This window comes from Nocardia sp. NPDC002869 (assembly GCF_046764065.1).
Taxonomy (GTDB): domain Bacteria; phylum Actinomycetota; class Actinomycetes; order Mycobacteriales; family Mycobacteriaceae; genus Nocardia; species Nocardia rhamnosiphila.
Genome location: NZ_JBKOOL010000001.1, coordinates 16,177 through 33,484, shown reverse-complemented (window position 1 = coordinate 33,484; position 17,308 = coordinate 16,177). Strand labels below are relative to the sequence as shown.

The 17,308-nt window shown below is 68.3% G+C and carries 1 protein-coding gene (cut by a window edge); it reads left to right on the top strand.

Annotation, left to right across the window (positions count from 1 at the left end):
* On the top strand, window positions 1-17,308 hold the final stretch of the coding sequence (locus tag ACLML9_RS00070) for a LuxR C-terminal-related transcriptional regulator (protein ID WP_411943502.1). Its footprint begins 35,744 nt before the window's first position; 17,308 of the gene's 53,052 nt are visible here — the last part of the coding sequence; the start codon falls outside the window, past its left edge; it ends in the stop codon at window positions 17,306-17,308.

Here is a 17,308-nt window from a genome sequence, read left to right as displayed (position 1 = left end):
CTCCCACGGCTACCTCCTCACCGTGATCGCCGGGACGCTGTACGTGCACGACACGGCGATCGATACGCCCACCCCGGGCAGCGTTCCGCGTATCCGGCTCTACCACCGAGACCATTGGCAGCCCGCCTACAGCCGCGAACAGCTCGCGCGCGGCACGGTGTTCGTCGCCTACTTCGACGATAAAGGCGGCGAACTGGGCGCCCGGGACGCTCGTGATCCGGCGCACGAGAACGCGGCACATCCCGGCCGGACGATCACCCGGCCGGGCGCCACCGAGCCGGAGTCCGCCGGAGTCTCGGCCGAGCGGGCCACGCGGGCCCAGCAGTTGTACGCCGAGTACAGCAAACCGGTCCTGGCTCAGGTGGTACCCCGGTCGCGAGGGGACCGGGAACTGGTCCGGACAGTGCTGCGGGAGACGTTCCTGCGCTTGGCCGGTGAGACCGGTGAACAGGACGGCCGTGCGGTGGATCTTCCCGGCCGGGCGGTGGAACTCGCGCTGGAAGCGCTCGAATACGAGCAGTTCCAGCGCGGTTTCGACGAGTTCCGGCAGCGCCTGTGGTCGGCTGCGAAGACCGACCGGATCCGTACGGCGCTGGCGGCGGCGACCCTGGCCCAGATGTGGCAGGCAGTCACCGAGCTGCCTGTTGCCTGGCGGCAGGCGACCCTGCTGCGATACCTGACCGGACTGGACCTCCCGGCCGTCGTCGAAGTGATGGAACACGACGGTAGCCTGGTCGAGGCCATGCTGCGCGACGGCATGCTGCAGATGGCGGCGAGACTTGCCGAACAGATCGACGATGCGGCCGGCTCGCCGGTACCGCAGCAGCGGCAACCGGCGGTGCGGCAGCCCACCCTGGCCGATATCGCTCGTGCGGCCGGGGTCGGCATCTCCACGGTTCACTTCGCGGTCAACGAGCGCGAAATTCCGAACATTTCGAAGGAGACCAGTGAGCGTGTCCGGCGAATAGCCGTGGAGATGGGTTATCCGGTCGGCAAGAAAGTCGACCGGGCGCCCGGGGTCCGCCGGGCGAATACGCTGGTGGACCAGTCCGAAACGACCGGAGTGAATCTGAGCGCACTGAGTCGTGCGCGCTCGGGCCTGCCGATCAGCGAGAAGACCCGGCAGCGGCTGGCAACAGCTGGGGGCGACGGTGTAGCCGATAAGCCACGGGTCACTCTGGCCGAGGTAGCGCAGCGGGCCGGCACCAGTGTGACCACCGCCAGCCGGGTGCTGCGCAACGAGCCCCAGCCTGCGGGCGTGACGCAACGGGTGATGGCAGCAATTGCCGAACTCGGCTATGCGGCCAGTGTCTACACGCGTCGTGCGCCGGAGCCCGCACCGCCGGCCCGGTGGAGTCCGCCGCGACGCGGCGGTGCGCGCAACAGCAGACCGGGTTTCAGCGGTGCCGACGCGTTCGAGGAGCCCCGCGACCCCCGGGAAGATCTGGGGCTGCCGGCCCGCAGGCGCCACGTATCGGGTCCGAGGTACGGACCCGAAGTCTTCTTCGCCCGCGACCCGAGAATCCCCCGCGGAATCGGTGCGCGCGCGGACGAGCAGGCGCCGGTCGCCGACGGTGGCTCGTCCGCCGCAGCGTCCTCTGCGCGTGACCGTGGACAGAGCCCGCGCGGCCGACCCGATCGCGACAACGCCGGTGTGCCGCCGTCGCCGCCGACTATCGGAGACATCACAGGAGGCCGCGGACGGTCGGCGACAGGAACAGTGGTGTCCGGTCGCTCGGTTTCCGGAGAATCCGCCGGGGTCGTGGAAGTACGGGGTGGAACATCCGGAGATCGGGCGGCGGATGAGCTGGCCGTCGCGCGCGCGGAGCTGAGCGCCCTGCTGGGAGTCGACCCAGCGCACCTGCGCTGGCCGAATCTGGTGCGTGATGTCTTCGGCCAGGCCGATATGATGCTGTCGTTCCTGCCTGCGGATGAGTGGCCCGCTGTCGCCACGCCGCGCCGGCTGGCCGAGCTGCGCAAAAGGTTCGCATCCGGTCTCGTGATCGGTTCGCGGATCAATGCGTTGCAGGAGGTGTCCCGCCGATTCGAGATCGGCGCCTGGCGTGCCGAGGCCCAGCAATGGCAGTCGGTCTGGGACGACGGGTTGGCCGAATTGCTGAATTTCCATCAGGTGGTGGATTCCGACGATCTCGCACAGCCGCTGCGCCGGCTGGGCGAGCTGGCGGGCGATTCCGAGCTCGTCACGCTGGCCGATGCCGCCGACCGGGTGATACGGCTGACCGAATCGCTCGATGGCGCCGATCGAGCGGATCTCGATTCCGCTGCGCGGCGGCTCGATCGAGCTCTGGGCGAATTCACCGATTTCCGGGCCCGGGCCGCGGGCCTCACCCAGGAGGATCTGCGTTCGGCCCAGCAGCTACCCGGTGTGGACCAGCGACAGGAGTCCGCGCAGGCACTGATATCGCTGGCCGGGGATGTCGCGGCGGCCGGATCAGCGGATGCCGAGTTGGTGGCACCGCTGCGGGGCGTGACCGCGACGAATCTCACCGCGACGCATGCCTGGGCGGTGCTGGATCGGCTCGCTGGCCTCTCCACCGAGCGGCAAGCCGAGCCGGGACCGGCGCAACTGGAATCCCTGTGCGAGTCGTTCCTGTACATAGACGAGGCGCTGGTGGATACCCAGGCCAACCTGTGGCTCGGCGGTGAGATCGGGCGACTGACCACGATCCTGGCCGACGCGGGGCCCCTCGCGGTATCCGCGGAAACGTTCGCGGGCCTGTCCACAACGGGGAAGCATGCCGTCGCACGAGCTGAGAACACTCGCGAGATCATGGCTTTCGGGAATGCGGCCGACGCCTACAACTACGCCGGGAGATCGCTCGCCGCCCCGGAAGGTGAGAGCCGGACCCTGTCGCGGCCGATCGTGGTGGCCGCCGTATTGCCCGCCGGCCACGATGCCGCGACCCGAGCACCCGGATCGGACCCTGTCGCGGTCGTGGCCGAGGACGGTCTGCGCTGGCAGCTGCTCACCGATCCGTCGGTGCGGTTCGCCGGACAATCACTGCTGTACCTGGAGATACCGGCCGGAACCCGGGTTCGGTGGGACACCGGCCGGCAGTACCTGGAAGTACACGACACCCTCGAATGGGACACCGTGCGCTCGTTCACCGACGACGACGGCCGGCAGCACACATACGGGACTGCGAGGCAGGTAGCCGCTTCCCAGGAGCGCCGAGAGGAAACGCAGCCCCCGTTGGGCGGAAGCCGTGGATCGATACCGGGGCCGCAGACCGGCTTCTCCGAGGTGTCCGGGGGCGCTGGGCGAAGGACGCGGCGCAGATACTCCGATTTGGCGGTCTGGTTTGCGCACGACGGGCAGCTCGGTCCGGACGCGTGGGCGGACGGAGAGCGCTACGCAGGCCGCTCGCTCGGAGCTTCGGACACCGGAACTGCCACCGACGCCGAGTTGGTGACGGCGGTGATCGCGGGCGACACCCGCGCCTACGAAGTGCTCTACGAGCGGTATCACAGGCAGGCGCGGCGAGTTGCGCTCAGTAATACACGTAATGAAATGGACGCCGATGACGTTGTCTCACTGACCTTTTCGAGATTGCTGGGCACCCTACAGCGCGGCAGTAGGCCGTCCGGACCGTTCGGTGCCTACCTTGGCCGCGCCGTACGGTATGTCGCCGCATCCTTCTACAACAACGGCCGGCTCGTGTTCATCGACGAGCAGGATGCGCTGGATCGGATGCAGCTGGGCGCCAACAATATCGACGGTGCTGCCGTGGATTCGGACTGGCTCACCTCGGATGTGGGCCGTGCATATCTGGCACTGCCCGAACGCCTTCGCACAGTGGTCCGGTGGGTTGATCTGGAGGGTGCCACTCCTGAGGAGGTGGCGGCTCTCACCGAGTTGCCCGTCGGCGCGGTGCGGGAACTGATCGAGGACGCGCATCGGCTGATGCGGGGTGAGCTCGTGCAGTCGAGCCCGGGTAGTTCGATCACCGCGCTCGGAGCGCACGGGACGGAGCTCGCCGCCGTGTTGGCCGGCGGGGGCGTGTACGTAGCGGAGACGGGAGGCCTCGGCGCCCTGCTCCCGGCACTGTCGATGGCCCGGCGGACCCGGCCGGACGAGCTGGCCGCGCTTGTCGATACGTTGAGCGAGTACCAGCGGGAACTTTTCATCCGCTGGTTCCTGGGGCAATGGCCGGACGAGATCGCCGGCGCAGTGGGACGAGGGGAGTCCACAGTGACCGCAGTACTGCGGTCACTCCGAGCGGCGGCCGGTACCGTGGTCGACGGATTGGGCGGACAGGCACAGGACCGTACACCCGGGCGGCACCGAACGCGGCAGAATCCACTGCTGCTGTACATCAGTGCGGTCGTCGACAGCAGTGCGGAGCTGGTGACACCCGAGATTCTCTCGCACCTGACCGAAACGCAGCGCGAGCAATTCGACCTCTACTTCGTAGAACGTGCCTCGTTGGTACGCGTTGCGGAGTACTTCCGGACGCCGAGACCGCAAATGCGCCGCCAACTCGTGGAGATCGCCGCGTCGGTCGCCGACCAACTGCCCAGCGAACTGCGCGACCGATTTGCCCGGGGTATCGATCTGCATCCTGTCACGCGTCGAGATATCGCCCGAGAAGCCGGTGTATCGATCCATGCCGTGAAGCGGGCGCTGGATGGGCGCGCCGGCATCGACGCGCGCACCGCGGAAAACATTCGGGCAGTGGCGCAGCGGCTGGGCCGGCGACCGGGTGGTCGCGGCCGGATCATCGCGGCGGCCGCTTCGCTGAGAGAGGGGACAGCGCCACCGGTTCCGGTGGTCCGGGATGCCGGTCCTCGGCAGCGCACCGAACGGCGGAGTGCGGAGCTACAGACGGTACAGGCTGCGCATCCCGACGATATCGCCCGTTGCATACCGAACCTGGGAGAGACCGACCGTGAACTGGCCCATCTGCTGATCCGGCAACGAAAGCCCGTTGCCGAGGTGGCGTCTCTGCTGGGTCGTAGCGGTGCGTCGATCAATGTGGCGCAGCGTGCGATCGCCCGGAATCTGGATGGGTTGCTGGCCGGTGGTGTTTCGCTGAACGGTGTGGCGGCCGTGAATTTCGTCGAGAGGGCCCAATCGGAGCATCCCGAGGTCCTGGCGCCGTATCTGGGCGAGCTCTCCGACACCCGGCGCAGGTATTTCGAGTGGTACTTCGTCCAGGGACACAGCGTCACCGAAATCGCGGGTCTCGGTGGTCGATCGAGGCAGGGAGTGCGTACCGCGCTGAAACTGATTGCCAACAGTCTTACGCTCCGGCTGGACCCGGATTTCGTCGAGCGGTATGCAGAGACCCCCGTCGCGGAGTGGGTCCGCGCTGCCCAGGCCGGCGACGAGAAGGCTTTCGATCGGCTGTCCGCGCGCTACGCCCACCGTATGTTTCGGAGAATCTTGCCGACCGCTCAGGACAGACCCGCGGCGGAGGAAGTTCTCGAGTCGTCCCTACGGCGCGCACGAAGCGAACTGCATCACCTGCGAGCCGGGCAGGATATCGGGGCCTGGTTCACGGCGGTGGCGGTCGAGACCGCCGGCCGGAAGGCGGCCCACCATCACGCTGCCACGGTACAACCGGGCGGTTGGGAACTGCTCGTTGCCGAGGCGGTGCAGCAGTGGCAACCGACCGCGCTGGCTCCTTTGCGAACATATCTGACCCCTGGTCAGCGGACCTGTTTCGACCTGTACTTCGCCGAGGGCAAAACCGTGGCGCAGACGGTACAGGCCACCGGCCTGACGAAGGCGACGGTGACCTCGCAATTGCGCCGGACAGCCGAGGTGCTGATGGAGCATCTGCCACTTGGGCTCCTCATCGAGTACACGACCGCAGGTCGTCTGGGTCGAGTCACATTGGCAGATGTCGGCGCGGAAGCGGGTGTGACGCCGGAAACCGCGGGGCGGATCATGGCGGGGACTTCCAACGCAGCCGGCGCGGCGGTGAGGCGAGTGCGGGCGGCCGCGGCGCGGGTCGGATGGTCGGCTGAACGGCCGGGCGTGGTGATCACCGCGGGCCTCGGACGGCCTTCACCGATCCCGGTCGTGCGGACCGCGGAAGGTAGTGGGTATCAGCATGGCCGCGGGCAAGCCCTGCTGCGCATCCGAACAGCGGATCGAGCAGATGTGCGGGCAGTGATAGAACTTCTTCCGGATCGGCTCAGGACCAGTGCCGCCGCATTGTTCGTCGATCACCACTCACCCGGGCAGGTGGCATACAGGCTGCGGCGTCCGCTCACCGAGATCGAGAATCAGCAGAGTCGGCTCGCGCCTCGGGTTGCGGCGGCCCTGTCCATCGGTGTGCTGCTCTCCGACGCGACGGCCCTGCTGCTGATCGAAGTTGTATGGTCCGGTGACCCCGACGCGATCTCGAGTAGCCTCGGGTTCCTCTCGCCCGTCCAGCGATCCGATCTGGCACGCTTTCTGGCCGGTCGCACCATCGGACAGATTTCGCGGGCCCGCGGCCGGAACTTCCACACGGTCAAGGCGCAGCTGTATCACAGTGCCCATGTGCTCTCCGGCCTGCTCGATCCGGAGACTGTGCGCTACATCGTCGGCCGGGGCACCCTCCGACGAGTGACGCGGCGCGACGTCGCCCTTGCCGCCGGGACCAGCTATATGACTACGCAGCGAGTACTTCAAGGTCGCGGCCACGTGGATTCCGCTGTTGCGCATCGGGTCCGTGCCGAGGCCGAACGACTCGGCTGGTCGGCCGAACGCCGTGGGATCGTGATCAATACCGCTACCGGAGTCGAGACGGCATACCGATGGCACCCGTCGTCTCCGGAGGAGGGGAACGCGCAAGGCTCGATGGTTTCGGTCGAGATGGCGGGCGGACCGGCCACGCGTGGCGTGGCTCGCAACGCAGAGTTGCCCAGCGAAGCGGAAAAGGCCTCTGCGGAAGCAGAACCCGCCGTATTCGACGGACCGGAACTCGACCTGGTTCGCATCACGCCGCCAGAAACGATACGACTCGCCGTCCGGAAGTTCACGACTCGCCATCGTGAGTTCATCCGGCTGCGGTTCCTCGTCGATCGGCCGCTGTCCATCCCGGACACCGCGAAACGGATGGGAATGTCGGAGGGGGCCGCGTGGAGATTGCAGAGCCGGTTGGCCTCGAAGATCGTGACAGCGCTGACCACCGGTGAAGTCTCCACTGTCGGAGGACGGGCGCTGGCACTGGTCATGTCGGAGTGGGTGGACGCCAAACCGGCGTTCCGGCGGGCACTGCGAAAACTGCCGGCCGACGAGCGCGAGTCCATCGTATTGCGGATAGTCCAGGAGAAGACCCTCGACCAGATGGTTGCCGCGCTCGCTGGAACCGGACGTACCGCGCAGGGGCTGGCCCAGCTGTACAAACAGGCGGTGCGTCATCTCGCCGAGGAGATCACCGGGTTCGTCCGGCGCCTTCCCGACGATGCGACCCAGCGGATCGAGGCGGCCGACCGCCACGACCGAGCCGGGCTCGAGAGGTTCGTCCGCGAACTGAGTGCGGAGGCGGTCAGCGACGATGAGCGGCGATATCTGAAACTGCGCTACCTCGACCGCGCCGCACCGGACGATATCGCCGTGGCATTGGGTAAGACCACGAACTCGGTCAACCAGCTGCGCCGGCGGGCGGTGGTAAAACTGGCGGATCTGCTCGTCGCCGATCTGCTTCCCGGCCCGGCCGCCGGCAAATACACGGTTCTCGATACCGTCCGCCCGATAACGGCTGCCGATGTCGCGGCCCTCGCCGGCGTGAGTGTCAACACGGTGCACCGCGTGTACCGCGGCGCGGTCGCTTCACCCGAGGTCAGTTCGGCGATAGATCGGCTCGGCTTCCGAGGACCGGCCCCCGGAACGCGATCGGGATCGTTGCCGGAACCTGCTGCACCGCATACGACAGGTACCCGGACCGCGTTGCCGGTCTCGGCTTCCGACGGGGACGGAGAGTACGCCGCGCCCACCGATTCGACCGGCGCCCGCGATGCGGGGCATCTCGCCAATCTCTGTGGGCAGCTGGTGCTGGCCCGGTTGCCGTGGGTGGATCCGGGCCGGATACCCGAAGCCGTCGGTGCGCGGGGTCTGGGGGTCTCGCGAATCGTGGAGATCGCCGGCGCCGGACCGGAGCATGTCCGCCGGCTCGCGGTGGACCCGGATCGGCCGTACGCGGGTGTCGCGGAGGCGCTGAGCGCACTCCCGGAGGCGGTGCGCGAGGGTGCCTCGGCGCTGGTGTTCGTGGGCTCGGACGAGGCCGACGAATACGGTGTGGCCGGGCACGTGTTCCGCGTGGTGTACCGGGACGGTGAGGTCTACCGGGAAGATCCGGGCCTGGAGGTATTCGGTCTGCTCGACGGCACGGCCGGGCCGTGGGAGCTGGAGGGCGTGAACGGTCTCTGGATGGTCGCGTTCGACGCCGCCGGAGAACCCGTCGCGCTCCCCGGCGCGCCGGCCGACGCCGCGGACCTCGAATTCGCGGTCGGCCTGTCGCACGATACGGTCGGTGACCAGGTGCTGTCGGTGCTCGACGAGGCCGGGGAGCAGTGGCGGAAGATGCTTCCGGACACCGTCAAGGTGCGGCATGTGTCGAGCATGTCCTCGGGTCTGGCCGGTTCCTATTCGCTGACCGAACTGGTGAACCGTGTGCTCACCACCGACGCGAGCCTGCTGACGCAGGCAGTCACCCTGGTCCACGAGAACGAGCACGGCCGGGATGCCGAAGAATTGCCCATGCCGGACCCGTACACGATGTTGCGCGGCGAGTACGTGCACGCGACCCTGCGCTGGGAAGCGAGAGCGTTTGCACGGGAAGCGACTTTCGCGGACGTGCTGAAGTCATCCGACTACGAACCCGAGGAGGACGATCGGCACCTCCTCTACCACGAGGCGCACAGCAAGGCGGTCCGGGACGCTCTGCGCGCCGACCCGGACCTCTCCGAGCCCGAACAGCTGGCGATCGGCTACCGGGCCGGTGTCCGCGCTCTGGAGGTTTACCTCGCGGTTCCCGGCAAGGTGGCGAGCCTGTTCGACTCGCCGGCGAAGCTGGCGGAGTTCTGCGCGGCGCCGGAAAAGCTGGACGAGCTCGTTCCGGACGATGCCGACAACCACCCGCGAGAGGCGCGCGACAGGTTGGCGACGATGATCGCCTCGCCCGAGAATCTACGGGCATACCTCGAGGCGCCGGAAGCACCCGACAGTCGTAGCTCCACAGCCGGATATCTCGGCGAGCCCGGTGAATACGTGAAACGTGCCCGCCGGAATTGGCTCGCGGCGCGCACCGCGAAGGGACTCGAAACTCGGCATACGCCCACCACACCCGAGAACGCACACGAGATCCGGCGCTCGGCTATGGCCCGAACTGCCGCGGAACGAGACCTCGCGGTTCTCGATCGGGCGATCGGCCGAGATATCGAGCGTCGCAGTGTGCGCCCGGCCGCGCCGGAATCGCCCGCCGATCAGCGTCGGCGCACTCACGCCGATCTGCTGTTCCGCGATCTGGTCGCATGGCGGGCGATCGTGGCCCGGGATGTGGCCGCAGCGCAGGCGACGGCCGACGCGGCCGCTGCTCGGGACGTACTGTCCGCCATGTTGCAGCACGAGCCCGGGGTAGTGCTGACCGACCACGTGGCAGTGATCGGCGGCAATTGGCCGCGCCTGGTCGTCATCGCCGGTGCGGCCGGCGATCACCGGCAGAAACGTGACGGCGCGATCGCCGCTCATCCGGAGCTCGGGGAGGCGGCCGATCTCGACTGTGAATTCTGGTCCGCCTCCAGCGACTGGGACGGGAGGGTGTGGGTGGAGCGGGCCGGCGATCCGGAGGCCCGTCCGGCGCCGGACCTGCCCGAGCTTCCCTGGCTGAACCTGGCCGATCATGCCGGAAAACAGCGGATTCGCCGGGCTCGGCGACTGATGCGGAAGACCACGAACGGGCGCCGGGCCGATCGGATCCTCAGTGACAACGAGGTCGTGCTGCTGCTGGAAGCACATGCCGACGACCGTTATTACCCGGCAAGAAACGTCCAGGTGCTCGATGCCGGGAACTCCGACGTCGAACTCGCCGCGGCCTTGACCGCCTGCGCGGTCCATGTTCTGGAGGCGCGGCGATCGCCGGGCGGCAGTGCCGCGCGGGAGTTGCTGGAATCGGACCGGTCGCGGTACGTGAAGTCACGGCTGGCAGAGGAGACCCGCGCGCAGGCGGAACGTGCCGAGACCTTACGGCAACTGCGAGAACTCGGCTACGACACCGAGCCACCCGGTCCGCTCGAACAGGTCTACACCGCGGCATACCGTCACGTTCTCGGCGGCGTCGGGGCCGGTAGATCGCCGTCCGAGTCGGAGACGGCTCTTGCCCGGCAAGCCGGCACGACCGCGTTGCAGCCGCTGTTGAAGCGCATGGGGCCTCGTCTGTCCGCCCCCACCTACGCCGAGTTCTACGGGTGGGCTTGGGACGACGCGAATGGTTATCAGCGCGCACAATCGGAGCCGGAGGAGCAGGCCGCGGCGGACACACCGGAGGTCGAACCGGGCGTCGCCTTCGACTTCGAGGAGCGGCTGCGGGAACTGGTCGCAGAGACGGTGCGGGCCGAAGAACTCCGCGACCGCGCGCGTGCGGAGCTGTCCGATCTGTCGGACAAAGAATTGGCGGCGCTCACTCCGGCGTCCGGTGCGCTGGAACTGCTCTACCGGGCCACTGATCCGCGTAGCCGTGCTCAGGTCTCCCTGATCGAGGAGTACCACAAGTGGGACGGGCGGATCGATATGCTGGCGGCCGCGGTCGACGCCTATGAGCGAGCCTCCTACCAGGGGGCCATGTGTGAGATGCTTGCCTTCGAACGTTCGATCGATCCCGCACAGCTGGTGGCGGGTTCGCCGTTGCCGAGCCGATTGACCCGCGAGCGGGACGAAGCGTGGGACGAGCTGGCCCGGTTCCTGGACATCGAACGCGAGCGGCTGAGCGCGGATCAGGTGCACAACCTGCTGGGGCAGGCGCAGCAACAGCAGCGTGCACCGTTGTCGCCGGACGATCCGCGAAGGTTCCTCTTCGCCGATCGCACGGCTGAGATGTGTGCACGGGTTCTCGCGGTGGATCCGATCGTCCGTGCTCTCGAGTCGCTGGCCGACCTGTGCACGCAGGCGCAGAAACTCGACGCCCGTGCCCATCCGGACGCCGGGCAGCCGGTCGATTCCGCGAGCCGGATCGGTGCCGCGTTTTCCCAGGTGCCGGACCTCGACGAGGACACCAGGGCGGCCGTGACCGGGCTGCTCGGCGCAGCGCTGGAACGCCCGGGCGCGCGGCTCTGGCCGGTCGAACCGCGCGGCGCGGAGCAGCTGATCCAGGTTCGCGACGCCGACGGCAGCAAACTGCTCGATATCCGGATGGCACCGGGCACGACGTCGGTCCACCTGGCCCTGCACCGTGACCGTCCGGACCGCGTCCTGTTCGCCCAGACCCTGGTTCCCCGGCTGTTGGCCGGGTGGCCCGAACAGCAGATCGACACCGTATTCGCCCAGGTCGTCGAACGGTTCGCCGGGATGAACCGGCCCGGTGGCGCCCGGCTGATCGGCTCCGACGCCACCTTCACCGCGGAGCTCTCCGGTGCCCGTGGCGCACGCGCCCTCGATATCACCGTCGCGGGCGGTGCCGGCAATCTCGCCCTGTACTTCGACGAAGAGGCCGCTGCCCGCTCCGGGACCACTTCTTCCGCCGGTGCAGTTGTGTCCGGAGCTACGGAAGGCGCCGCCGACTACCCTCCTGCGGCCGATTCCGAGCGCGCCGCGGACCTCGGCTCGCCGACTGCTGAACATACTGTGCCGCACGAGGAATACGCAGTTCCGGCCGTCGGGGATGCGCGCGGGTGGATCGGCGATCGGGCGACTGCGGCCTGGGCGGATATCGACGCCCACATCGAGTTCAGCGGCCCCTTCAACTGTGGTCCGCTGGTGCAATGGTTCGTCCGGGATGCCGTCGGTGGCGACGCGGCGGCGGCCATGGAACCCGCGGCGGTGGACGATGCGTTGATCGCGCTGGCCGGTATGCACAAGCTCGACCTCGTCGCGGGGTTGCGCACCGGCTGGACCGAGCGGCCGATCGGCGCCGGTGCCGACGGTCTCGCCGCCATGGTCGCCCAGGTGCACCGAGTCGGTGGCGTGCTGGTGGGTGCAGTGGACCCGACGGGCGCAGGCCTCGGCCACTGCTTCGCCGTGGCGGCCGTGACGGCGGAATTCGCGGCGGTGTTGAACGCGTTGCCGGTGACGCTGCGGGGAGAGGCCGAGGTCGAGGCCGGGGAGATGGTCGTCTTCGACAATGCGGCGGGCGGGCTTCTCCGGGGGCAGGCGATCTACGACTGGGTCGTTTCCGGCTGGGCCGGTTCCGCGGACGTCCATGTCGCCGGGTTCGACGCCGCGGGTGTGGCGCACGAGGAATTCGATATCGAGGTGCAGTGGCAGCGCGGGCCGGTCGGCCGGCTCGGTGCACTGGAACGCGGTGTCCGCACGCTGCCGTGGGGGCAGCGCGCCGGCTCCCGGCAGGAACTCGACGGGGCCGCGGCGCGGTTGGCGGCCCTCCTGGGCCTCGGGCCGGTGGGTGTGGACCGGGAACATCTGCAGGGAGCCCTGGAATCGATACGCCGGGAGTTCGACCGCCTGGATGAAGCCGGATGGAAGCGGGTGGCCGCCGGCCGGGCGCCGCGAGTGCTGCCCCGCCTGCTCGGTCGTTTCCTGGCGGATCTGCAGATGTTGGAAACGATTTCCGACCCAGCGCTGCGGCAGTTCAAAGCGAGACCGATCCATGAGGATTTCGCCGACGATCTGGCCGATGTCCTGGGCGGTCCGAGTGGCCGCGTCGTATTCGGTTCCGCACTGGATCGGCGGCCGGCCCTGGTACGGCTGGCGCAGCAGTCCGGTAATCGAGCGCTCGGTGAGCTGGCCGAAGCCATCGCCACGTACCAGGACCTCGCCAACGGTCTGTCCGCCGCCACCCCGGCCCAATTGCAGCGGCGTCATTCGACCAGCGTGGAAGGTTTCGGCGCACTGGGCGATTCGGCCGGCCGGGCCATGATCACAACAGTGCACGACCTGCTGGAGCGGTTCCCGATTCCGGTGGCCGGCATCGCGGTCACCCGGCGCAGCGACGAAGCAGCGCCGGAGGAGCAGCGCGTGTCGTCCGTCGCCGGCGCGGACGTCGACGGATACGGGATCACGTCGGCCAGGTTGGAGGTGACGGTACCTTCCCGGCGAAGCCCATCGGAGGACGAGGTTTGCCGGGCGGCCATCGAAGGAATGGGAAAGGCACTGGTCATCGCCGGCCGCTGGCGGGCCGAGCTGCAGGCCCCGCGCGCGCTGCGGGAGTACTTCCGCAACACACACGGCGACCCGGAGAGCGCGGATTTCACGGTCTGGCTTCGGCGGCAGTTCCCGGCGTCGTGCTTCGACGGTGACGCGTTCCTTCCCAATCCCGCGCTCGCGCGTTCCTTCGCCGATGTGTATCGGGAGTTGGCCGATCTCCGTCCCGCCCCGGACATCCCGGTGACCGAGGGAGTACGCGTTCTCTACGAGCTGCTGGTGCGGCTCGCGGAGGAAGTGAACTTCAGCAGGGACCGCGCCCTGCGTACTCCGGAGACGGATCAGGAGCGGGCCGACCATCGCGCGAAGTTGGAGGCCTTGCGGCAGCTCGAAGCGCGACTGGGGCGTTCGCTTCGCTCTCAGGATCTCCTGATGGTCGAGGTCGATCTCGAGACAGTACTGGAACTCGTCGACGAAACACTGCGCCACTACGAAGAAGTGGGCGGCACCGATCTGGTGGAGTTCCGGGTGGCGCCGGACTCGTCCCCGTCCTATGCGCTCGTGACCACCGCACCCGACGGCTTGGTCCTCACGCTGAACGAGCGGTGGGCGATCAACAGGGAGTACCTCGAGACATCGTACAAGATCTCGGTCGACGACGGTTTCCATCCGCCGTCGCGAGGTTCGGCCTGGCGTGCCTTCTTCGCCCACGAATTGGCACATGTCGGCCAGCGGTACTCGGCCCGAGCACTCGTACCGGAGAAAACCGCGCCGGTGGGCACCGACGTGCTGCTGCGGCATCAGGCCGAGGAATGGCGGAAAGTGCTGCCGCAGCTGGTGGCATTGTTCGTCGAAAGCGGGCGCCCCGAGGATCTCGGCCGGCTGCCGGCATGGCTACAGGAGGTGCTCTCCGGGTACAGCTTCAAAGCGAACGGCACCCCCAATTTCGGAGAAGCGTTCGCCGAAGCTCGCGGGTCGGCATTGCACGGCCTGCACCCCGAACAGGCCGAGCGGATCCTCCATGCGCACCAGGTGAAAACGGCACGCGCGGAGACAGAACGACGGCTCCGCCGGGGCGAGCAGCCTGCGGCCGGTGATCCGGACGAAGTTTCGCCGGTTCCCGGACAACGGTCGATGCCCTCCGATGAACAGCCCGCGGCTCCGGCAGCGATGAGCGCCGACGCCGCGGAGACACGATCTGCCGGTGCGATTACCTCGAGTCCGGTGGTGGCGGTGCTGCTCGGTCTGCGCGACCAGGACGGCATACCGGTGTCCGAGCTCGACGAACCGGAGCGGGCCGAGCGGCTGAGCGGGGAGACGGAGTCGGCTGCGGCGGTCAGCAAGCGGGGCGCGGCCCACGAACGCAACGAGGACGCCGTGGTCGTCGTGGAGTTCACCCATAACAGGAAACCGGTGCAGATCGCCGCCGTGTTCGACGGCGTGGGCGGCGCGCCGGACGGCCATCGCGCGGCGCAGAAGGCGGCGACCGAACTCGGCGCGTATCTGCGGGAGCGCTGGTCGAACACGCGGTTCCGGCGGAAGGTGACCCGGGAATCGGTGCTGCGTGACGCGCTGCACCATGTGCAGCAGCGGGTGCGGGAGCTGGGCCGGCTGCCGGAATACTCGGGCCATCCGGATAAACCTCAGTGCACGGTGGCGGCCGTGATCACGGAGGCGGATCGATTCACGGTCGGGTGGGTCGGGGACAGCCGGATCGGGTGGACCTCCGCGGACGGCCGGCACGCGATGTGGTGGACCGGGGACCACTCGTCGGTCCGGATGTTCGCGCGGGAGAACGGGATGAGTGAGCGCGAAGCGCTCGACCGGGAACCGTGGCTGGAGAACTATCGGCACGCCATCGAATACGCGCTCGGCCGCGAGGGCAGGATTCCGGCCGCGCCCGGTGAGGACGTCACCCCGGGGGAGTATCTGTGCACGGTTTCGGTGTCCGATGACATCGACGCGCCCGTGATCGCCGAGGAGGGCACGATCACGGTGCCACGCGGCGGAGTCGTGCTGGCGATGACCGACGGAGCGATCAAGACAATGCCCGGTGCCGGTGTGCTGGGCGACGCCGCCGCACGGCATGCCGGGGAGCCACGAGCAATAGCGGCCGAGCTGGTCCAGCGGGCGGTGGACGAGGGCGAAACCGACGACGTCAGCGTCGTCGCGGTGGGGCACCGATCCGCGGAACCCCGGCGTGCCGGTGCGACGGCTGCCGCGCGGAATCCGCTGAAGCGGTGGTGGCGCGGGGCGGGCAGCCGCCAGGACGGCACCGCCCCGGTCCCCGCCGCCACCGGAGACCGGCGTACGTCCGATCCTCGCGCCGCCGGTACCGCACGTGCGACACCGGACGAACGGCCCGGGCTCGAACCGGATGAACACAACACGCGTACCGCTCCGGCCGCGCTGCCGACACGAGAGACCGAACCCGGGCGGGAGGTCGTCGATGGGAACGGGCCCGGAACGCGGGCGGATTGCGTGGCGCGGGCATCGGAGGACTACTGGGCGACACTGCGGGTCGCGCCACCGGTGGGTGTGCACGAGCCGGGTCCGGGCGGGGTGCTGTTGAAGGATATGGCCGGGGTGGTCGGTGCGGGCTGGGACCCCGGCATCACCTCGCTGCCGCAGGCGAGGGAGCGGGTGGCCCGGACCGGCAAGCCGATGATCGTCGTGGTCGTGTACGAGGGTGCGGCGGGGGAGGCACCGCGATGGGGGCACGCGGTGAATGTGAAGCGGGCTGCCGATGGTTCGGTGGTGGTGCACGAATCCGGCGTGGACGAGACCGAATGGTCGCCCTCGGCTCCGGTGGCCGCGGTTCTGGGTATGCGGGTCGCGGAAGGGCCGCAGGATCGGGTCGTGTCGGAACTTCCGGAGCATGCCCGGGGGTTCGAGGAGGTGCGGATCGGGCTCCGGGCGGGGCTGGCCGCGCTCGGCCCGGAAACCTTCGCGCGAGTGGATGCCGCCAAAAAGGAACTCGCCGCGCTACCCGGCTATTGGTACATCCCCGACCTGCCGATGCCCGAACCCGGAGAGACCTTCGGCGCCGATTGGGTCAGTAAGCGGGGGGAATGGCTGAGCGCACTGTTCGACGGGAAATTCGATGAACTGCGCGATATCGAACTCACCGAGAAGGACTTCCTCGAACTCGGCCGGATCGTCGAGCGCTTCCCGGTCTACGCGACGCTCGCGTTGATCGTCGCGGCCGGACTGTCGGTCGATCAGCTGCTGCATATTCGCAAGATGGGGTGGGGGGAGCTGTTCATCCGGCAGACGAAGATCACGCAGGAGGGGGAGACGACCAGCGTCTGGAAAGTCCGGACGATCCGGAAGGGCAACCCACTGGAACCGAGCAGCCGCAATATCGAGGACAAGACCACTCCGGTATCGCGATTCGCGCGCGCTACCTCGCTCGACGAATTACCGCAGTTGCTGGCGATCGCGGCCGGGACGATGCAGTATTTCTCCGGCCGCCCGCTCCTGCAGGAGGACCACGAAAGGATGAAAACCGTACTCACTTCCGAAGAGTACGAATTCTGGAACGGCCATCTGAAGAACGACCTGTGGTCGGCGCTGCATTTCCCGGGGTGCCGGGCGCACGACCCCGAGAGCGAAACGTATCTGCGGGCACGGTATCTCGCTGCCTATATCTGGTCGAATGTCGGCAGTAGAGCCGCCCAGGAATACATGATGAGGATCGTCGACCGCTATCTGGCCGGCGTCGTGGCGCTGGAAGCGCCGAACCTGCTGATCGGCATGGTCGAGGACATTCTCCGGGGTATGGCCGGCCTCCTGCCCGGCAGCTCGGGGCAACAGCTGCTGGACGCCGCGGATCGCGTGGCCGGTGATCCGGTCCGACAGATCGCACAGACGATGCGAGGCATCGCGAACCGTATTTCGAACCTGGTGTATCCGATGCCCGGCGAGCCCGAAGCGGCCGGTTCCGAGCGGAAGAAGATGCTCGCGGCGATCGACTTCGTCGAGGGGGAGATTTGGGAAACCGACGGTTCACTGCCGGATCCGAACAACCACACCGAGTGA